Origin of the sequence: Rhizobium sp. BR 250, from assembly GCF_047445855.1 — a bacterium.
GTDB lineage: Bacteria > Pseudomonadota > Alphaproteobacteria > Rhizobiales > Rhizobiaceae > Agrobacterium > Agrobacterium tumefaciens_I.
The window spans coordinates 332,325-351,960 of sequence record NZ_JARWKW010000006.1 but is presented as its reverse complement, the minus strand read 5'-3'; the positions used below and the strand labels follow the sequence as shown (position 1 = coordinate 351,960).

At 59.9% G+C, this 19,636-nt stretch carries 21 protein-coding genes and 1 other RNA gene; 17 read left to right on the top strand and 5 right to left on the bottom strand.

The window, feature by feature from the left end:
- The first annotated feature begins 86 nt into the window (after positions 1 to 86).
- Entirely contained in the window at positions 87 to 350 is a 264-nt protein-coding gene (locus QD336_RS12695) for a hypothetical protein (RefSeq protein WP_269346648.1), read from the top strand.
- Positions 351 to 547: 197 nt separating this feature from the next.
- Here the strand turns inward: QD336_RS12695 and gap are convergent, their stop codons facing one another.
- Entirely contained in the window at positions 548 to 1,558 is a 1,011-nt protein-coding gene (gene gap, locus QD336_RS12690; RefSeq protein ID WP_269346651.1) for a type I glyceraldehyde-3-phosphate dehydrogenase, read from the bottom strand.
- Between the two features lie 62 nt (positions 1,559 to 1,620).
- A complete protein-coding gene (tkt, locus tag QD336_RS12685) occupies positions 1,621 to 3,603 on the bottom strand; it encodes a transketolase (RefSeq protein ID WP_269346652.1) in 1,983 nt (660 codons plus the stop codon).
- A gap of 322 nt (positions 3,604 to 3,925) precedes the next feature.
- Here tkt and QD336_RS12680 point away from each other — a divergent pair, with 322 nt between their 5' ends.
- The 7 genes from QD336_RS12680 (at position 3,926) to QD336_RS12650 (ending at position 8,789) form a co-directional block, all read left to right on the top strand.
- Positions 3,926 to 4,198, top strand: coding sequence for a DUF4164 domain-containing protein (locus tag QD336_RS12680; RefSeq protein WP_003506205.1), 273 nt, complete (start codon positions 3,926 to 3,928; stop codon positions 4,196 to 4,198).
- Positions 4,199 to 4,208: 10 nt separating this feature from the next.
- A complete protein-coding gene (locus QD336_RS12675) occupies positions 4,209 to 4,586 on the top strand; it encodes a cell division protein ZapA (protein ID WP_269346656.1) in 378 nt (125 codons plus the stop codon).
- A 79-nt stretch (positions 4,587 to 4,665) separates the two neighbouring features.
- A non-coding RNA gene (gene ssrS, locus QD336_RS12670) (6S RNA) lies at positions 4,666 to 4,824 on the top strand.
- Positions 4,825 to 5,052: 228 nt separating this feature from the next.
- Positions 5,053 to 6,315, top strand: coding sequence for a hemolysin family protein (locus QD336_RS12665; RefSeq protein WP_499170961.1), 1,263 nt, complete (start codon positions 5,053 to 5,055; stop codon positions 6,313 to 6,315).
- Positions 6,315 to 6,932: a 5-formyltetrahydrofolate cyclo-ligase gene (locus QD336_RS12660; protein WP_269346781.1), complete on the top strand. Its 618-nt coding sequence runs from the start codon at positions 6,315 to 6,317 to the stop codon at positions 6,930 to 6,932. The genes QD336_RS12665 and QD336_RS12660 overlap by 1 nt, the downstream gene beginning before the upstream one ends.
- Before the next feature lie 73 nt (positions 6,933 to 7,005).
- On the top strand, positions 7,006 to 7,830 hold the full coding sequence (locus tag QD336_RS12655) for a TIGR00282 family metallophosphoesterase (protein ID WP_020012218.1): 825 nt from the start codon (positions 7,006 to 7,008) through the stop codon (positions 7,828 to 7,830).
- Between the two features lie 116 nt (positions 7,831 to 7,946).
- Entirely contained in the window at positions 7,947 to 8,789 is an 843-nt protein-coding gene (locus QD336_RS12650) for an MBL fold metallo-hydrolase (protein WP_499170950.1), read from the top strand.
- Positions 8,790 to 8,837: 48 nt separating this feature from the next.
- Here the strand turns inward: QD336_RS12650 and QD336_RS12645 are convergent, their stop codons facing one another.
- Positions 8,838 to 9,341 carry a pyridoxamine 5'-phosphate oxidase family protein gene (locus tag QD336_RS12645; protein WP_499170949.1) on the bottom strand — a complete coding sequence of 168 codons (504 nt, stop codon included), beginning with the start codon at positions 9,339 to 9,341 and terminating at the stop codon, positions 8,838 to 8,840.
- Positions 9,342 to 9,539: 198 nt separating this feature from the next.
- Here QD336_RS12645 and QD336_RS12640 point away from each other — a divergent pair, with 198 nt between their 5' ends.
- Positions 9,540 to 10,286: a YebC/PmpR family DNA-binding transcriptional regulator gene (locus tag QD336_RS12640; protein WP_269346662.1), complete on the top strand. Its 747-nt coding sequence runs from the start codon at positions 9,540 to 9,542 to the stop codon at positions 10,284 to 10,286.
- Positions 10,287 to 10,372: 86 nt separating this feature from the next.
- Here QD336_RS12640 and QD336_RS12635 read toward each other — a convergent pair whose 3' ends face one another.
- Both QD336_RS12635 and QD336_RS12630 read right to left on the bottom strand, forming a co-directional pair.
- On the bottom strand, positions 10,373 to 11,374 hold the full coding sequence (locus QD336_RS12635; protein ID WP_499170947.1) for an LLM class flavin-dependent oxidoreductase: 1,002 nt from the start codon (positions 11,372 to 11,374) through the stop codon (positions 10,373 to 10,375).
- A 143-nt stretch (positions 11,375 to 11,517) separates the two neighbouring features.
- Positions 11,518 to 13,827 (bottom strand): methyl-accepting chemotaxis protein, encoded by a 2,310-nt coding sequence (locus QD336_RS12630; RefSeq protein WP_499170946.1) that lies wholly within the window; start codon positions 13,825 to 13,827, stop codon positions 11,518 to 11,520.
- Between the two features lie 247 nt (positions 13,828 to 14,074).
- Here QD336_RS12630 and ruvC point away from each other — a divergent pair, with 247 nt between their 5' ends.
- The 8 genes from ruvC to tolQ all read left to right on the top strand — a co-directional run bounded on the left by ruvC (position 14,075) and on the right by tolQ (position 19,596).
- On the top strand, positions 14,075 to 14,587 hold the full coding sequence (gene ruvC, locus QD336_RS12625) for a crossover junction endodeoxyribonuclease RuvC (protein ID WP_003523217.1): 513 nt from the start codon (positions 14,075 to 14,077) through the stop codon (positions 14,585 to 14,587).
- A gap of 28 nt (positions 14,588 to 14,615) precedes the next feature.
- Entirely contained in the window at positions 14,616 to 15,233 is a 618-nt protein-coding gene (gene ruvA, locus QD336_RS12620; protein WP_499170944.1) for a Holliday junction branch migration protein RuvA, read from the top strand.
- Positions 15,234 to 15,361: 128 nt separating this feature from the next.
- Complete coding sequence (ruvB, locus tag QD336_RS12615; RefSeq protein WP_269346667.1) at positions 15,362 to 16,402, top strand: Holliday junction branch migration DNA helicase RuvB; 1,041 nt, start codon at positions 15,362 to 15,364, stop codon at positions 16,400 to 16,402.
- 136 nt (positions 16,403 to 16,538) lie between these two features.
- Positions 16,539 to 17,120 carry a DinB family protein gene (locus tag QD336_RS12610; protein ID WP_499170942.1) on the top strand — a complete coding sequence of 194 codons (582 nt, stop codon included), beginning with the start codon at positions 16,539 to 16,541 and terminating at the stop codon, positions 17,118 to 17,120.
- Entirely contained in the window at positions 17,117 to 17,644 is a 528-nt protein-coding gene (locus QD336_RS12605; RefSeq protein WP_269346670.1) for an NUDIX hydrolase, read from the top strand. The genes QD336_RS12610 and QD336_RS12605 overlap by 4 nt, the downstream gene beginning before the upstream one ends.
- A complete protein-coding gene (locus tag QD336_RS12600; RefSeq protein ID WP_269346672.1) occupies positions 17,641 to 18,177 on the top strand; it encodes an NUDIX hydrolase in 537 nt (178 codons plus the stop codon). The genes QD336_RS12605 and QD336_RS12600 overlap by 4 nt, the downstream gene beginning before the upstream one ends.
- Positions 18,174 to 18,614 carry a tol-pal system-associated acyl-CoA thioesterase gene (gene ybgC / locus QD336_RS12595; protein WP_269346673.1) on the top strand — a complete coding sequence of 147 codons (441 nt, stop codon included), beginning with the start codon at positions 18,174 to 18,176 and terminating at the stop codon, positions 18,612 to 18,614. The genes QD336_RS12600 and ybgC overlap by 4 nt, the downstream gene beginning before the upstream one ends.
- Positions 18,615 to 18,876: 262 nt before the next feature.
- Positions 18,877 to 19,596: a protein TolQ gene (tolQ, locus tag QD336_RS12590; RefSeq protein ID WP_269346675.1), complete on the top strand. Its 720-nt coding sequence runs from the start codon at positions 18,877 to 18,879 to the stop codon at positions 19,594 to 19,596.
- Positions 19,597 to 19,636: the final 40 nt, after the last annotated feature.

Below are 19,636 nucleotides of genomic sequence, written 5' to 3'. Positions count from 1 at the left end.
GCCGGTGCTTCAACGTAACATAGAGACAATGCAGCTGCGTTAGTTCTCGCGTCCGAATTGCTTTTCACCATGACCGGAGCGATCGGATGAAACGGATATCTACATTGATTATATTGCTGGCGGCGGGCTCGATTGTTTCGGGCTGCTCGAGCACCGAACAGACGGCTGAAAACATGGCCGCGCAACGCGAACGTTGCCGGGTGTTTGGCTATTACGAAGGCTCGCGGGACTTCGCCGACTGCATGATGAAATTGTCCATGCAGCAAAGCGAACTGAGGCAACAGACTTTCGATACGATCTGGAGCAGCGCCCGCAATTCGGGTCCGGTCATCATCAACAATAGAAAGTAGCGGAGGCGGTTGCCGCATCCGGCCGGCTGGGGGACGGTTTGGTCCGCCTCGCGGCCGCAATGGTTTTCGATCCGAAGCGCCCGTCGCCCTGCTTCTGGATCGATGCCGGCGGGCTTCCTCGTTTCCGCCGGCATTTTTACAAATAAAAAGCCGGCAGGATTGCTCCTGCCGGCTTTTTGACGGGGCCATGTCCCGCTTTAGATGGTCTTCGCGAAAGCGACGGCCGTGTCCGACATGCGGTTGGAGAAACCCCACTCGTTGTCGTACCAAGACAGAACGCGCACGAACTTGCCTTCCATGACCTTGGTCTGGTCGTTCGCGAAGATCGACGAATGGCTGTCATGGTTGAAGTCGCGGGAAACCAGCGGCTCGTCGGTGTAACCGAGAATGCCCTTCAGCTTGCCATCGGCGGCGGCCTTGATCGCTTCGTTGATTTCCGCAACCGTCGTGTCGCGCTTGGCGATGAACTTGAAGTCGACGACCGAAACGTTCGGGGTCGGAACGCGGATCGACGTGCCGTCCAGCTTGCCCTTGAGGTGCGGCAGAACGAGGCCAACGGCCTTGGCGGCACCCGTCGAGGTCGGGATCATGGACAGGGCTGCGGCGCGGGCGCGATACAGATCCTTGTGCATGGTGTCCAGCGTCGGCTGGTCGCCCGTGTAGGAGTGGATCGTGGTCATGAAACCATGATCGATGCCGACAACGTCATCGAGAACCTTCACGACCGGCACGAGGCAGTTGGTGGTGCAGGACGCGTTGGAAATGACCAGATGGTCCTTCGTCAGCTGGTCGTGGTTCACGCCGAAAACGACGGTCAGGTCAGCGCCGTCAGCCGGAGCGGACACGATGACGCGCTTTGCGCCGGCCGTCAGGTGGGCAGCGGCCTTGTCACGGGCGGTGAAGATGCCGGTGCACTCAAGCGCGATGTCGACGCCCAGTTCCTTGTGCGGCAGCGTTGCCGGATCGCGAACGGCCGTCACCTTGATCGGCTTGCCGCCGCCAACGATGATCGTGTCGCCTTCGACCTTCACCTCGGCCGGGAACTTGCCGTGGATCGAATCGTAACGCAGCAGGTGGGCATTGGTTTCAACCGGGCCGAGGTCGTTGATGGCAACGACTTCGATATCGGTGCGGCCGGATTCGACGATGGCGCGCAGAACATTGCGGCCGATGCGGCCGAAGCCGTTAATGGCAACTTTTACAGTCATTTACAGTCTCCCGAACAAGAATGGGCGTGGTCTTTGCTGAATGGTGAGGGCCTGGGAAGCCCTCACGCAAGTTTTGCCTCGACTGCGGCGACGACGGCTTCCGCCGTGATGCCGAAGTGCTTGAAGAGATCCTTCGCCGGCGCAGAGGCTCCAAAGGAGTGCATGCCGACGAAAGCGCCGTCATTGCCGATGAAGTAATCCCAGCCCTGGCGGATGGCGGCTTCCACCGCGATCTTGACCGGAGCCTTGCCGATGATGGCGTTGCGATAGGTTTCCGGCTGCTCCTTGAAGAGTTCGAAGCAGGGAACGGAGACGACGCGGGTGGAAACACCCTGGTCCTTCAGCGTTGCGGCAGCCTTCAGCGCCACTTCGACTTCCGAACCGGAAGCGAAGATCGAAACCTTGGCGTCGCTTGCGGATACGAGTTCGTAAGCACCGTAAGCGGAGAGGTTCTTTTCTTCATATTCCTTGCGCGAAGGCGCGAGGTTCTGGCGGGTAAGCGCCAGCGCGGACGGACGATGCTTCTGCTCAAGGGCGAGCTGCCAGCATTCCGCCGTTTCGGTCTCATCCGCCGGGCGGAAGACGAGCAGGTTCGGAATGGCGCGCAGTGCTGCGATCTGTTCGACCGGCTGATGGGTCGGGCCGTCTTCGCCGACACCGATGGAATCATGGGTCAGAACGTGGACGACGCGGATACCCATAAGCGCGGCAAGGCGGATCGACGGACGGCAATAGTCCGAGAAGATCAGGAAGCCGCCGGCATAGGGGATAAGACCGCCATGCAGTGCGATGCCGTTCATCGCCGCAGCCATGCCGTGCTCGCGGATGCCGTAATGCAGGTAGCGGCCTGAGAAATCCGTCGGGGTGATGGACTTCATCTGGCTGGTCTTGGTGTTGTTGGACGGCGTCAGGTCGGCCGAACCACCAACGGTTTCCGGCAGGATGCCGTTGATGACTTCGAGCGCATCCTCGGAAGCCTTGCGGGTGGCAACCGTCGGGTTGTTCTCGATGATCTTCTTCTTGAAGGCATCGATGGCGCTGTCGAAGTTGCCGGGCAGGTCGCCGGCGAAACGGCGCTTGAACTCTGCCTTCTTGCCGGCTTCAGCGGCTTCGAGGCGGGCTTCCCAGTCCTGGCGGGTCTTGGTGGAGCGCAGGCCGGCAAGGCGCCATGCATCGAGGACATCTTCCGGAATGACGAAGGCTTCGGCTTCCCAGTTCAGGCTCTTGCGGGCAGCGGCGATTTCTTCGGCGCCGAGCGGGTTGCCGTGAACCTTGTGGGTGCCGGCCTTGTTGGGCGCGCCGAAGCCGATCACGGTCTTGCAGGCGATGAAGGTCGGGCGGTCGGATTTCTGCGCGGCTTCGATGGCGGCGGCAATCGCGTCCGGGTCATGGCCGTCGACGCGGATCGTGTTCCAGTGAACGGCCTGGAAGCGGGCGATCTGGTCGGTGCTGTCGGAAAGACCGACTTCGCCGTCGATGGTGATGTTGTTGTCATCCCAGAACAGAACGAGCTTGTTGAGCTTCAGGTGGCCGGCAAGCGCGATGGCTTCGTGGCTGATGCCTTCCATGAGGCAGCCGTCGCCGCACAGAACATAGGTGAAGTGGCTCTGCAGGTCGGAGCCGAATTCCTCTTCCAGCTTGCGTTCGGCAATCGCCATGCCGACGGCATTCGCGATGCCCTGGCCAAGCGGGCCGGTGGTCGTCTCGATGCCGGTCGCATGACCATATTCGGGATGGCCGGCGGTCTTGGAACCGAACTGACGGAAACGCTTGATCTCGTCGATCGTCATGTCCTCGTAGCCCGTCAGATAGAGCAGCGAGTAAAGAAGCATCGAACCATGGCCCGCCGACAGCACGAAGCGGTCGCGATCCGCCCAGAGCGGTGCCTTGGGATCGAATTTCAGGTAACGGGTGAAGAGAACGGTGGCGACATCGGCGGCGCCCATCGGCAGACCGGGATGGCCTGAATTGGCCTTCTCCACTGCATCCATGGCAAGAAAGCGGATCGCATTTGCCATCCGGTTGTGTTTGTCGCGAGAAATCATGGCTTTTCCGTCTGTTCCGGGTGAAAGGAGATAGTTTTACGCAACTATCCAAAAAGCGGGTTGATCCATAGCAGGTGAGGCAGGCAAGTCAATAAATCCACGGGCAATTGCGGTTCGCCCAGGGATAAAAATCGTTTAGAAAATCGGCTGTCCCGACAAAAATCGTGCGATATGGGCCGCGCTGCTTCGTTCATCCACAGAGCAAAACGCTTCAATGCACTGGTTTGATTGACGGGATGGTAAATCGGGTAATAACCTCGTGAACGTGGAAAAGGCCTGAAACCGGACGATTCGGCCGGTTGCGTGCGAGTTGGAAAAAACGATGTCGGCTGAGAAGACCGTACAATCTGCGCTGACGGAGCTGAATGCTGCCATCACGAATCTCGAAAATGCCATCGATATGCGTATCGAGCGGCAAAGGGAGACGGGCGAGATCGATAACGAGGTCAAGCGGGTCCATGTCGACCGCGCAAGGCTCGCGCACGAGCTGGATCAGGCCGAATTTCGCGCCAACCGTCTTGAGGAAGTCAATCGCGAGGTTTCCCGCCGGCTGGTGACGGCGATGGAGACGATCCGCGCGGTGCTGGATCGATAGGAGCGGTTTCATGGCGCAAGTCACTGTTATGATCGACGGCAAGGCCTATCGCATGGCGTGCGAGGCGGGGCAGGAAGACCACCTGACCGATCTCGCCACCCGTTTTGATCGTTATGTCGGGCATCTCAAGAGCCAGTTCGGCGAAATCGGCGATCTGAGGCTCACCGTCATGGCCGGCATCATGGTGATGGACGAGCTTTCCGAACTCAATCGCAAGATCGAGAAACTGGAAGGCGAGGTTGCTGCCCTTTCCCACAATCGCGACGGCATGGCCGAGCACAAGGCGAAATCGGACGAGATGGTGGCGCTCGCCATCGGCGATCTGGCCGACCGGCTGAACGGCATTACCGAAAAACTGCTGGCGCGGCCGAAGCCCGCGGCGCATTGATTGCCTGCAGGGTTCTGCGGCGGCAAAATTTCGCGCCGCGCCCTCTGGCGGTTTTCTCCAATCCGTCCTATATCTTGCTAGCGTTCTGCGCTTCCCGACAGGAACCACAATCCCTGGGGCCATACTCGATCCAAAGGGAGCTGTCCCTGGCCAGTCCCGTGGGGCTGGACACACGGTGCCCACCTACTTTTGTAGGCACCCAGGATCGTAAATCTCCATCGGTCGCCGTGGATCGCGCTTGAAGTTTCGGATCACCCGCCGATGCTTCTCCTGACCTTTAATATTGTCGACAGTCATTTTCATCGCTGCCGGAGGCGGCTTTTTTATACCGCCGTCATTGCAATGGCGGAACAATTGCCTATTATCCGAATTGGTATGTCTGTCATGCCCTTTAAAAAGGGCGCTGCGGCCAAAACCGCGACGTGCCGTTCAACAGCCCAAAGAGCTAAACTTGTTTACTGAAATTATGATCGTGGTCCTGCTCACCGTATTGAACGGTGTGCTTGCCATGTCCGAGCTTGCCGTTGTCTCCTCCAGACCGGCGAGGCTCAAGGTGCTTGCCGCGCAGGGCAGCAGGGGCGCCACGCTGGCGCTCAGCCTTTCCGAAAATCCCGGACGTTTTCTTTCCACGGTGCAGATCGGCATCACGCTGGTCGGCATCCTTTCTGGCGCCTTTTCGGGCGCCACGCTCGGCGCCCGCTTCACGACCTGGCTTGCCGAGCAGGGCGTGCCCGACCGTGCGGCCGATGCGCTCGGCGTCGGCTCGGTGGTCGTCGCCATCACCTATCTGTCGCTGATCGTCGGCGAACTGGTGCCCAAGCAGATCGCGCTGCGCGACCCGGAAAAGGTCGCGGCCCGCGTTGCGCCCACCATGACGATGCTGTCCAAGATCGGTGCGCCGCTCGTCTGGCTGCTCGACAGATCCGGCAAGGCCGTCCTGGCGCTTCTTGGCCATAGCGGCGAGTCCAACGCGTCGGTCACCGACGATGAAATCCGCACGGTTCTGGCCGAAGCCCATAGCGCCGGCGTGATCGAGACCGAGGAATCGGCGATGATCACCAGCGTCATGCGCCTTGCCGACCGCAATGCCCGCGGCCTGATGACGCCGCGCCGCGATGTGGAAGTGGTCGATATCGAAGACAGCGCCGAGGAGATCCGCGAGCAGCTTCGCCAGACGCAGCGTTCGCGCCTGCCGGTGCGCAACGGCGCCTCCGACGAAATTTTGGGCGTGCTTTTCGCCAAGGATGCCTTCGATGCGCTGGCGTCCGGCAAGGAACTCAATATTCGCGAGCTTCTGCGCGAGGTTCCGGTGGTTTCCGACCTGACGAGCGCGGTGGATGTCATCCAGTCGCTGCGCCGTTCCACCGTGCATATGGTGCTGGTCTATGACGAATATGGCCATTTCGAAGGTATCGTCAGCTCCGGCGACGTGCTGGAGGCCATTACCGGCGCTTTCCAGGAAGAAGATGACGAGGAGCCGGCCATGGTCGAGCGTGAGGACGGTTCGTTCCTCGTCGCCGGCTGGATGCCCGCCGACGAATTCGCTTATCGCATGGGTTTCCAGATCGACGAGGATGCCGAATTCGAAACCGTCGCCGGTCTGGTGCTGGACGAGTTCCGCCGCCTGCCGGAACTGGGCGAACATGTGACCCGCAACGGTTGGCGTTTCGAGGTCATTGATCTGGATGGCCACCGCATCGACAAGGTTCTTGTGAGCCGGGCTGCATGATGTCGGGCGATGTTGCGGAAAAGGCCAGACTGCGCGGTGAGCGGCTTGCCGCGCGCGACGCCTTGAGCGAGGCGGATCGCCGGCAAAGAAGTCTGGCCGTCGCGGCCTATGCGGTTTCCGGCATAAATTTTGAGCCGGGAACCATTGTTTCCGGTTTCATGCCCATCCGCACCGAAGTTGATACGCGTCCGTTGATGGATGTCCTGCGCCACAAGGACGGGCGCCTTGTCCTGCCGGTGGTGCTGACACGCGAAACCATCGTGTTCCGGGCGTTTGCCGCGGATGCGCCCCTCGTCAAGACCGGTTTCGGAACGATGGGGCCGGGAGAAGAGGCTGAGGTTCTCGACCCGGATATACTGCTTGTGCCGCTTGCCGCATTCGATGCGGAGGGCCGCCGTATCGGTTATGGTGCGGGGCACTATGACCGCGCCATCGCGCGATTGCATGACAAAGGTCGAAAGCCCGTTCTCATCGGCATCGCCTTCGATTGTCAGGAAGTGCCCTCGGTGCCGGCCGAGCCGCATGACGTGCCGCTGCACGCCGTCCTGACGGAGAGCGGTCTGCGCTGGTTTTCTGAGCCGCCATCGATGCCGGACAATGGGCAAAAGGCGCTTTAGCACTTTTTAAATGACCGCTTACCCGTTAGAGGGAGCGGAATTCAAACAACATGCGCAAGATCGGGGCGGGTGAATGAGGCTTCTTTTTCTCGGAGATATGGTTGGCAAGACCGGACGCACGGCGGTCTGGGAGCGATTGCCGGGGCTGATTTCCGATCTGAAGCTCGATTTTGTCATCGTCAACGGTGAAAACGCCGCCGGCGGTTTCGGCATCACCGAGGATATCTATCTCGAGACCATCAATGCCGGCGCCGATGTGGTGACGACCGGAAACCATGTCTGGGATCAGAAGGAGGCCGTTTCCTTCTGCGAGCGGCACGACCAGTTCCTGCGGCCCGCCAATTATCCGGACGGCACGCCGGGCAAGGGCTCGGGCATTTTTTATGCCCGCAACGGCGCGCGTATCCTCGTCGCCAACATCATGGGCCGGGTGTTCATGCACCCGGAACTGGACGATCCTTTCAAGTCGGCGGAAAACATTCTTGCTGCCTGTCCGCTGAAGGAACAGGCCGACGCCATCATCTTCGACTTCCACGCCGAGGCGACCAGCGAGAAACAGTGTTTCGGCCATTTCGTCGACGGCCGCGCGAGCTTCGTCGTTGGCACCCACACCCATGTTCCGACGGCGGATGCGCAAATCCTCAACGGCGGCACGGCATATATGTCTGATGCCGGTATGTGCGGTGACTATGACAGCTCGCTTGGCATGGAGAAGGAAGAGCCGATCAACCGCTTCATTTCCAAAATGCCGAAGGGCCGTTTCGAGGCCGCAAGCGGGCCGGCGACGATCTGCGGCGTCGGTGTCGAAATTTCCGATCGCACCGGGCTTGCGGAAAAGATCGCGCCGCTTCGCATCGGCCCGCGTCTTTCGGAAACATTGCCCTCCTTCTGGGCCTGAGCGTCTGCCGGAAGCGTTCACAATGACGAGAGTGTGAGCCTTCCGCCGTTCTTGTAACTGGACGCCCCGCAAAACCTGCCTCATCCTCTCAACCTTCGCAAGTTCAGGGGAGTGGCATGATGCTGCGCGTGCTAATGCTTGCAATGACAGGGCTGATCGCCTGTTCGGAAGCCGCCTTTTCCCAGACGGAAAGCCGCCCTCCCGTCAGCCAGTGCCAGGCGATTGCCCGTAATATTCCCGGTGTCACGTTCGCGAGCTTCAATCAGCCCGGTGTCCAGCTTGCCCAGGCGGCGGCGAAGGAAGAGGTGAAGATCAGCTTCATCGGCCATTCCACCTATCTGATCGAAAGCCCCGGCGGCGTGACGATCGCCACCGACTATAATGGCGTCTACCGTCCGCCCGTCACGCCGACGGTGGTGACGATGAACCGGGCCCACTCCACCCATTTCACCCTCAATCCGGACCCGGCCATTCAATATGTCCTGCATGGCTGGAGCGACACGCCGGGAGAAAAGGCCGATCACAAGGTGCTGGTGGGTGACGTCTATATCCGCAACGTCGCGACCGACATTCGCAACCGCTGGGGCGACTACGAATCCTTTCAGGAAAACGGCAATTCCATCTTCATCTTCGAGGTTGCGGGCCTCTGCATCGGTCACCTCGGCCATCTGCATCACGAGCTGACGGATACGCACTATGCCGAGATCGGGCGTCTGGATGTGCTGATGGTGCCGGTGGATGGCGGCCTGACCATGGGGGCTGACAGCATGAGCCGTGTGGTCAAGCGCCTGCGCTCAGCGCTGATCCTGCCGATGCATCGCACCGGACCGCCGCTCGAACAGTTTCTGACGATGTTCGGTGAGAGTTTCCGGATTGCCTATGCCGGCGATCCGGTGATCCGGGTTTCGATGAGAAACCTTCCCCGCCAACCGCAGATACTGGTGCCGAAAGGCATGTAGCTGGCAACCGGCGACGAGGCCGGGAGAGATGCTGGTCGGGCACCACGATCAGGCAAAGGTGAGGTGCTGGCGCACGCCGACATCAGGCGTCTTGTCGTCCGACATGTTGGCCCTGGCGATTTCCCAGCCGAATTTGAGCGTGCTGTCAGTCGAGGCCCAGATTTCGGCGTCATCGACATGAAGCGCGAGCATGGCGAGTTGCGGATCGGCCTTGCCGTGCTCGTACCAGGCAGCGGTGACCGAATTCCAGTATTCGTCGATCTTTGCCCTGTCGTCACGGGCTTCCAGAATGCCGGATAGGCAGGCGTGGTAATCATGATCCTTGCCGACGAGGCAGAAATGCGCGCGGGAGCCGGACTTCAGTGATTTTACGAGATGGGCGTCTTTTTTCGAGAAAAACCAGATGGTGTTGGTCCTGGGGTCGGCATGCGGCGCCATTGGTTGCATATGGTTGTGCAGGCCCTCGAGGCCGAGCATCCCGGCATGGACAGAGTTCACCTCGTCCCAGAGCTGGCGGGCCGGGGTTTCTCTTGCTTCAGTCAGGCTGACCATGTGTTTTCTCCTTCCGGTTTGATACGGCGGCGGAGCGGGTGAACAGGGCCGGCTCCTTCGCGTTCATGACCAGAACGAGAAGCGGATAAATCAGTTCCTTCCATTGTTGCGGCAAGAGAAAGCGCCTGCGGGCTTGAACGATGCGTCTATCGCACTTATAAGGCCCGCAATCTCCAAATTAAGACAATCGGGTTTTCCATGGCTGGTCATTCACAGTTCAAGAACATCATGCACCGCAAGGGCAAGCAGGACTCCGTTCGGTCCAAAATGTTTTCCAAGCTTGCGCGTGAAATCACCGTTGCGGCAAAGTCGGGCATGCCCGACCCGAACATGAACGCGCGCCTGCGTCTGGCAATCCAGAACGCCAAGGCCCAGTCCATGCCGAAGGACAATATCGAGCGCGCGATCAAGAAAGCTTCCGGTGCAGACAGCGAAAACTACGATGAAGTTCGTTACGAGGGTTACGGCCCGGGTGGCGTGGCTGTCGTCGTCGAGGCCCTGACCGACAACCGCAACCGCACCGCCTCCAACGTACGCTCCATCTTCACCAAGGCAGGCGGCGCGCTCGGCGAAACCGGCTCGGTATCCTTCTCCTTCGACCGCGTTGGCGAGATCGCCTACAAGGCCGAAGTCGGCGATGCCGACAAGGTCATGGAAGCCGCCATCGAAGCTGGTGCCGATGATGTCGAATCGTCTGAAGACGGCCACACCATCATCTGCGGTTTCGAAGCGATGAATGAGGTTTCCAAGGCGCTGGAAGGCGTGCTGGGCGAAGCCGAAAGCGTGAAGGCCATCTGGAAGCCGCAGAACACGGTGCCTGTGGATGAAGAAAAGGCGCAGTCGCTGATGAAGCTCATCGACAACCTCGAAGATGATGACGACGTACAGAACGTCTATTCCAACTTCGAGGTTTCCGAAGAAATTCTCGCCAAGCTTTCCGCCTGACGTCTGATATTCCAAGAAAAAGCCCCGGCAGCCACATGGCTCCGGGGCTTTTTGTTTAAAGCATTTCCAGGAAATGCGAAAAAAATCTAGGCGGCCTTCCTGATGGAGGTTCGCACATCGGCGAAAATCTCCACGGAACGCAGCCGCTTTTCGATATCGTGGATCGGCATCGAGACGATCAGCTCATCCGCCTGCGTTTCGGCGAGGAAACCGTCAAGATGGCGCTCGATCGTCTGGGGTGAGCCAACAGCGGCGAAACGCAGCGTGTGTTCGACGGAGAAACGTTCCATCTCGTTCCAGTAATCGTCCATGCTGTGCACCGGTTTCGGAAACTGGGTGCGCACATTGCGCCGCAGATTGACGAATTGCTGCTGGGACGAGGTGAAGAGATGCTGCGCCTCTTCGTCGGTCTCGGCGCCGACACCCATCACACCCACCATCACATAGGGCTTGTCCAGCACCTCGGAAGGCTGGAACCGCTCGCGATAGATGTGGATCGCCTCCATCAGCATATCAGGGGCAAAATGCGAGGCGAAGGAATAGGGCAGGCCGAGCGCTGCGGCCAGATGCGCGCTGTAGGTGCTGGAGCCGAGCAGCCAGAGCGGCACGTTGGAATTCATGCCGGGCACGGCCAGGATCGCCTGATCCGGCTGCGGCGGGCCGAGGTAACGCTGCAGTTCGATGATATCCTGCGGGAAATTTTCCGCGCTGGCATCGAGGTTGCGGCGCAGGGCTCGTGCCGTGCGCATATCGGTTCCCGGCGCGCGGCCGAGACCGAGATCGACGCGGCCCGGCAGAAGTGCCGCAAGTGTGCCGAACTGCTCGGCAATGACGAGCGGGGAGTGGTTGGGCAGCATGATGCCGCCGGAACCGACACGGATATGTTTCGTCGCGGCACCCACATGGGCAATCACGAGTGAGGTCGCAGCACTTGCAATGCCCGGCATGCCGTGGTGTTCCGCCAGCCAGATGCGGTTATAACCGTGTTCTTCGGCCTTGATGGCCATGCGACGGGAATTTTCGAGCGCCGCGCTGACGCTCTCGCCTTCGCCGATCGGCGAAAGGTCGAGAATGGAAAAGGGGATCATCGGACGCTCCTGCAGAAGTTTAAGTCTTTGCTGCGGATGTAGGGCGCGTGTCCTGATTTACCAGAGAAGTCGCGCAGAATTGAAGCATGGTTCAAAAAAATTGGGGCCTCCGGAGAGGCCCCTGCTTTCGCCTGCCGGTCGCCTCAGCCCGCCCGCCGGAATTGCCTGTTCTCGTGATGCCGCGCCGTTTGTTGCTCCGAGGCCAGCACGAACTCTCCGAGCCTGCCATCCATTTCACCCGCTTCGGAGGCGAGATTGTGAATGGCCGCTGTCGTCTCTTCCACCATGGCGGCATTCTGCTGGGTCATGGTATCGAGGCTGGTGACGGTGCTGTTGATTTCCGAGAGCGTATGCGCTTCCTCGCGGGTGGATTCCATGATCTCCTCGATGCGCGCGCTGATGGTCTGCACATGTTTGCCGATGCCGGTCAGCGAAGCGCCGGCCTTTTCCACCAGCGCCACGCCGGCGGAAACCTCGTCGGTGGAGCGTTTCAAAAGGCTGGTGATTTCTTTCGCCGCGGCGGCCGAACGCTGCGCCAGTTCGCGCACCTCCTGCGCCACGACGGCAAAACCCTTGCCGGCATCACCGGCGCGTGCTGCTTCCACCCCGGCATTCAAGGCAAGGAGATTGGTCTGGAAGGCGATTTCATCGATGACGCCGATGATCTGGTTGATCTGGCGCGACGAGGTCTGGATCGCCTCCATGGCGGCGATGGTCTGTTCCATGACGCGGCTGGATGTGGTTGCCTCCGTGCTGGCGTCGCGCGCGATCCGGGTTGCCTGCTCGGCGCGTTCGATCTGGTCGCGGACGGCCTCGGCGATCGCCTTGATGGCGCTTGCCGTTTCGGTGATGGAAGCCGCCTGCCGCTCGGTGCGTTCCGCCAACTGATCGGCCCCCACCCGCATTTCCTCGGAGCCGCCACGAACAGCGGCGGAGTTACCGCCAATCGCCTCCATGGTCTCGCTGAGCCGGGCAAGCGCCGTATTGAAGTTGTGGCGCAGGCTTTCGAGATCATCTGGAAAAACGGTCTCTATGCGATGGGCGAGATTGCCGTTCGCCAGCCGGTCGAGCCCCTCATCCAAAGACTGCACGACCATCTGCAGGGTGCCGGCCTCGGCCTCGCGCTCAGCAAGATGCGCGCGCCGCGCCGTTTCGGCTTCCTCCCGCGTGCGCGATGCGGTCTCTTCCATTTCCCGCTGCAGGATGAGTTTTTCACGGAAACTGCCGAGCGCACGCGCCATCCGGCCGATCTCGTCCCCGCGATCCTGATTGCCGATTTCCGTATCGAGACGGCCGGCGGCCACCTCACCGGTTAACCCTGCAAGTTTTTCCAGCGGTGCGAACAGGCGCCGCGCGAAAAAGGCTGTCGCCGCGCACATGGCGGCCAGAACGCAAAGGCCGATCACGGCAAGCGTACCGGCAATCGAGACGGAGCCGGCATTCAACTCGCTGCGCAGCATGCTTTCGACCGCGAGATATTTCTCGCCGGCAAAAGAGAAGGGGCGGGCATAGGCATTGGCCTCGCCATCCGCGCGGTCGATCTTGGCGATGGTCATGCCCGCCGCGTTCAGGGCTTCGCCGTGGAAACCGTAGACGACAGGGTCGAGGCTCACCAGCTTTTCGCCTTCCACGCCGAGAACCTTGCCATCGGCGGATATGATGGCGGATTGTTCGGAGCTGCCGGCCGCGATGCCTTTGGTAAGTATCTGGCCGAAAACGTCCTCCTTGACGCGGAAAAGAACGATGCCCTTGAACGCGCCGAATTTGACGACCGGAACGCCGAAATAAATACCGGCCTCCTTTGTCGCAGCATCGATCCGCAACCCGGAGAAGCTGGTCTGCGCCACATCGTTGACCGCCTTTTCCGCATTCGCCGCGCCGCGCGCAAAGGCTGCGCCAAGGCCGCTTTCCGTCCAGACGCCGGACGTTACGGTTTCTCCGAAAGCCGGTCCTTTCAGATAGGAATAATAGACCGCCCCGGCGGGATCGATGAAGAGGACGTCGCTGAACGGCGTTCCCTTGAGATAACTGGCTATATCCGTCTGGGTCTTTTCATGGGTGGAATAATAAAAGCCGCTTGGGCTTTCCGGCTTGATCAGCTTTTCCCTGTCGCCAAAGGGGTTCTCCTTGACGAAGACGCGCTGCAACTCTGCCTTCGCGTCACCGGAATTTTTCTGCACGGTCGCCCAGCCGCTGCGCATGGAAACGACAGCCATCTGCAGGGCTTCGATCTTGGCAATGGAATCCGCCTGCGTCTTCAACTGTTCAAGACGCTCCTGAAGCATGTCACCGCGGAAGACGAGAATGCTCTCCATGGATTTCGACGCCTGTTCTTCCAGAACGCCGCTGCTGCTCTGATAACCGAGAAGCGTGAGAGCCCCGGTCGAGATCGCCATCAGCGCCAGGAAAATGACGAGAACCTTGGTGGATATGGAATGAAAACGGTTCAGCATGGCCGATACAGCCCCCAATGCCGGATCAGTTCCTACGCCATGCATGGATGGCGCCATCGGACGGCTGATATGGCGAAACTATTGTGCTGCGGATCATCATGTCCGCAGCTCCCCTTTTTTGATTTTGTGGAGAACAATGCGGTACGCGGTTTAAGCAGAGGTAAATGCTGCACTGCAAATTTGATGAATGTTGTCGTTTTGTTCACTTATCGCTGGCAGGGTCGCGGGCGGAAAGATAAGGTAGCTCATGCAAAAGACGATTCGAATCATCGGCATCGACCCCGGGCTGCGGCGCACCGGCTGGGGTGTCATCGACACCCTCGGCAACAGCCTCAGGTTTGTCGCTTCCGGCACGGTGACGTCGGATGGCGATATGGACCTCGCCTCCCGGCTCTGCCAGCTGCATGACGGGCTGGCGGATATCGTGCATAGCCATCAGCCCGACGAAGCGGCCGTGGAACAGACCTTCGTGAACAAGGATGCTGTCGCCACGCTGAAACTTGGCCAGGCGCGCGGCATTGCCATGCTGGTTCCGGCACGCGCCGGATTGCCGGTCTTCGAATATGCGCCGAATGCGGTCAAGAAGGCCGTCATCGGCGTCGGGCACGGCGAAAAGCAGCAGATTCACATGATGCTGAAAATCCTGATGCCGAAGGCCGAATTCAAGGGTAACGATGCGGCGGACGCGCTCGCCATCGCCATCTGCCACGCCCATAATCGCGGCGGTGACAGGATGCGGCGGCTCTTGGCGGCCGGTTGAATATAAGTCTCATTGAGCGGGCGGCATCATGATCGGAAAACTAAAGGGCAGCATCGAAGAAATCGGCACGGATTACGTGCTGGTGGATGTGCATGGCGTCTGTTACGTCGCCTATTGTTCGGCGCGCACCCTGTCGAAAATCGGTTCCGTTGGGGAAGCGGTGGTGCTGTTCATCGAAACCTATGTGCGTGAGGACCAACTGAAGCTCTTCGGCTTTCTCTCGGCACTGGAGCGGGAATGGTTCAACCTGCTGCAAAGTGTGCAGGGGGTTGGCTCGAAAGTGGCACTGGCCGTCCTGTCCACGCTTTCTCCTTCGGAACTCGCCAATGCCATCGCGCTTCAGGACAAGGTGATGATTTCGCGTGCGCCCGGCGTCGGCCCCAAGGTGGCGGTGCGCCTCGTGACCGAGCTTCGCAACAAGGCACCCGCCTTTGCCGGAGAGGCCTCTGCCTCCATCGGCCTCAAGCAGGAGCTTGGAGAGGGTGTCGCCTCCGCGCCGGTGGCGGATGCCGTTTCAGCACTCACCAATCTCGGCTATTCGCGCGACCAGGCCGCCAATGCGGTTGCCGCCGCGCTGAAGAATGGCGGGGAGGGTGGCGACAGCGCCAAGCTCATCCGGCTTGGGCTGAAGGAGCTTTCGCGGTAAGGACGGTCTGTCAATCGGACGTAGAGCCCATACATATCCTGAATTTCGTGAAGCGCGTTGTCGCGATAGTCGTGATATAGCGACGGCGGTCACCTGATGAATTTGACGAGAACAATGGAATGCCCTGAATGAGCGATGCGGAAAGATTGATCACCCCCGAAAAGCGCGGCGAGGATATCGACACCACGCTGCGCCCGCAGTCGCTGGATGATTTTACCGGCCAGGCGGAAGCCCGCGCCAATCTCAAGGTGTTCATCGAGGCTGCCAAGAACCGTGGCGAGGCGCTGGACCACGTGCTGTTCGTCGGCCCACCCGGCCTCGGCAAGACGACGCTGGCGCAGATCATGGCCAAGGAGCTTGGTGTCAATTTCAAGTCCACCTCGGGACCGGTCATCGCCAAGGCGGGCGATCTTGCGGCCCTCCTCACCAATCTCGAGGAGCGCGATGTGCTCTTCATCGACGAAATCCATCGACTCAATCCGGCGGTGGAGGAAATCCTCTATCCGGCCATGGAGGATTTCCAGCTCGATCTGATCATCGGTGAGGGACCGGCGGCGCGCTCGGTGAAGATCGATCTTTCCAAATTCACCCTTGTGGCCGCCACCACCCGTCTCGGCCTGCTGACGACGCCGCTACGCGACCGTTTCGGCATTCCCGTCCGGCTGGCTTTCTACACGGTCGATGAACTGGAGCGGATCGTCCGGCGCGGGGCGCGGCTGATGGGGCTCAATATGACCGACGAGGGCGCACGCGAAGTGGCAAGGCGTGCCCGCGGCACACCGCGTATTGCCGGGCGGCTTTTGCGCCGGGTGCGCGATTTCGCCGAGGTGGCGCGCGCGGAAGCCGTTACCCGCGAGATTGCCGATGAGGCTCTGACGCGGCTTCTGGTCGACAATATGGGTCTCGACCAGCTGGACATGCGGTATCTCACCATGATCGCCGTCAATTTCGGCGGCGGCCCCGTCGGCATCGAAACCATCGCCGCCGGTCTCTCGGAGCCGCGTGATGCCATCGAGGACATCATCGAACCCTATATGATCCAGCAGGGTTTCATCCAGCGCACGCCGCGCGGGCGCATCCTGACCGCGACGGCCTGGAAACATCTCGGCATGCAGCCACCGAAGGATCTCGAGGCGGCGCAGTTCCGGCTGACGCTGGAGGATGATTGAGGAAAAAAGCCGGCATGCCCGCGGGGGCCTGCCTATCTGACCGTGCAGGAAGACAGTGCAAAGGTTCTGAACGCAGGCCGGAGCTTGAGCACTCCGATTGAACGAGGCCGGCTTTTTGCAGGATGGAGGAATAGTGATGGCTTACGATCCGCTACGGGTCTTTCGCAAACTCGCGCACAACAACCGGTTGGCCAATTTCCGACTGCATCAGGCCTGTCTTCAGCTTTCGCAGGAGGCCTTCATTGCGCGCCGCGTCAGCTTCTTCCCGACGATCCGGGCGACGTTGAACCACATCCATACCGTCGACCGTTTTTATATTGACGCCCTGCAGGGCGGAACGCTCGGCTTTGCCGCCTTTGCGGTAGCGGAGCCCTTCGCCACCATGGCGGCGCTGCACGCCGCCCAGACGGAGCTTGACGAGGTGCTGATCGCATTTGTCGATGGGCTCGATGAGGGCGATCTCGCGGCCTCCGTCAATATTCACCGCGGCGCGCGCATCCAGCAGGATCGCTGTGACGATGTCCTCTCCCATCTCTTCCAGCATCAGACGCATCATCGCGGGCAGGTGCATGCGATGCTGTCCGGCACTGCGGTAAAACCGCCGCAACTGGATGAATTCATTGTCGGAGATGATGCACAGGCGAGAAAAGTCGAGATGGATGCGTTAGGATGGGCGGAACCCGATTTGATGTTTCCGGCCCGCAGGTCAGTACAATGACGCACGATACAAAAAAACAGGACACCCGCATCCGCATGAAATTCAAGCCGAAGCGCATCTTCCAGATGCGCGTTGCGGGATTGGCGTTTCGTGATGGCCATGTGCTGGTGCACCGGGCGTCGCATGAAAAATTCTGGACGTTTCCGGGTGGCCGCGCCGAAATGGGCGAGCGCTCCGAAGAAACGCTGGCGCGTGAAATGGTGGAGGAGCTGGGTGTCGAGGCCAAGGTGGGAAGGCTTCTCTGGGCGGTGGAGAATTTTTTCCACTATGAAGGCAAGGACTGGCACGAACTCGGCTTTTATTATCTGATGGACCTGCCGCAGACGCTGGCCTTTCATCCCACGGCTGTCATTCACCGCGTTCAGGACGGTGATAACGAACTGGAGTTCCGTTGGGTCGAGGCCACGCGACAGGCATTGACGGAGCTTGATATTCCGCCCTATTTCATCGCCGACGAAATAGAACACCTGCCGCAGACCACAAGACACCTCGTCTGGCATGACGGCGATCTGGACGATAAATGACTTCTGCCCCTGAACGCCACATGATCCGGCTGGACCGGAAACCGCAGCTCTTCAGCATGCGGGTTGCGGCGCTGATCTTGCAGAACGATCATCTTCTCGTCCAGCGCGGCACCAAGGACAATTATTGGGCCTTGCCGGGCGGAAGGGCGGAAATCGGCGAAAGCTCCGAAGAAACCATCATCCGCGAGATCGGCGAGGAACTTGAGCGGGATTGCTCGGTCGAGCGCCTTCTCTGGTCGGCCGAAAACTTTTTTGCCTATGACGGTTATGCTGCGCACGAGTTGGCATTTTATTATCTCATCTCGCTTGCGGCACCTTTTCCGTTCCATGAAAACGATATTGTGCACCGGATTGTGGATGGCACCGAGGTGGAGTTCCGCTGGCTGCCGGCTCAGCCTTCCGTCTTGCTCAAAAACGATCTGCGGCCCCGGTTTATCGCGGAGCGCATCGGGGTGCTACCTCAGCGTCACGAGCATCTTATCGTCTGCGAAGGTCGTTCCCCTGCGGCCGAAATTCTCAAGGAGACAGTATGAGCGGGCTTGTGGTTTCGCTTTCGGGTGAGCTTATCGAACATGGCCATCGTCTGACGCAGCGGGTCTATTATGAGGATACGGATTTTTCCGGTCTCGTTTATCATGCGCGTTATCTGCATTTTCTCGAGCGTGGCCGCACCGATTATCTACGTTGCCTCGGCTGCGAACAGAGCGCGCTTCTGACCGCCGATGAGGAAGGTCTGGTCTTCGTCGTTCACCGCATGGAGATCGATTTCAAGACCCCGGCACGGATGGACGACGTCTTGACCATCACCACCGTGACCGAGAAGGCGGGCGGCGCGAAAATGGTGCTCAATCAGGAAATCCGGCGTGGCGAAACGCTGCTCGTCGCCGCCAAGGTGATCATCGCCGTCATCAATGCCAATGGCCGCCCAAGGCGGCTTCCGGAGACGGTGGCGGAAAAATTCCTGAAGTAATTGACGGCCGGGCGCAGTAAATCCACCCGGCGTGGCCCGGCTGTAACACTCCTTTAACCATAATGGTGTCTTACTTTAGCAACTGGCATTTGTGCGGCGCACGCCTTCCTTTCACCAAATTTATTGGCAAGTAAGGCTTACTGGCAAGTATCGGGGTATGGCTAAGGGGTTAACGGCTACGGCCGTACGACTTCGAGCGTTAACACGCGTTTGAATCGCCCGGTCCCGTACCGGGCGTTTGGATTCGGGGATTGGATTATTTATGGAACAGGCAGGTTTGGCAGCGGCGACGCATGATGTAAGTCTCTGGGCGCTGTTTATGCAGGCGGGCTTCATCGTAAAGCTCGTGATGATCGGACTTATCGCCGCCTCGGTCTGGACGTGGGCGATCGTCTTCGACAAATATGTGACTTTCGGTAAGGCGAAGCGCCAGTTCGACCAGTTCGAACAGGTCTTCTGGTCCGGCCAGTCGCTCGAGGAGCTTTATCGCACGCTGGCGGAGCGCCAGAATGGCGGTCTTGCGGCGATTTTCGTTTCTGCCATGCGGGAATGGAAAAAATCCTTCGAGCGTGGCGCACGTTCGCCCATCGGCCTGCAGATGCGTATCGACCGGGCGATGGATGTGACGATCGCGCGTGAAGGCGAACAATACGAGGCCCGCCTCGGTTCGCTCGCAACGATCGGTTCGGCCGGCCCGTTCATCGGTCTTTTCGGTACGGTTGTCGGTATCATGACCTCGTTCCAGGCGATCGCCGGTTCGAAGTCGACCAACCTTGCGGTCGTGGCACCGGGTATCGCCGAGGCGCTTCTGGCGACGGCTATCGGTCTCGTCGCGGCTATTCCGGCGGTTATCGCCTACAACAAGTTCACGGCCGATGCGCACAAGCTTTCCGCTCGCATGGAAGGTTTTGCCGACGAGTTCTCCGCGATCCTGTCGCGCCAGATCGATGAAAAACTTCAGACGCGGCAGGCCGCCCAATAAGCGGCCGCGATTGAGATGCCGTGCAGTAATTTGCCGCAAG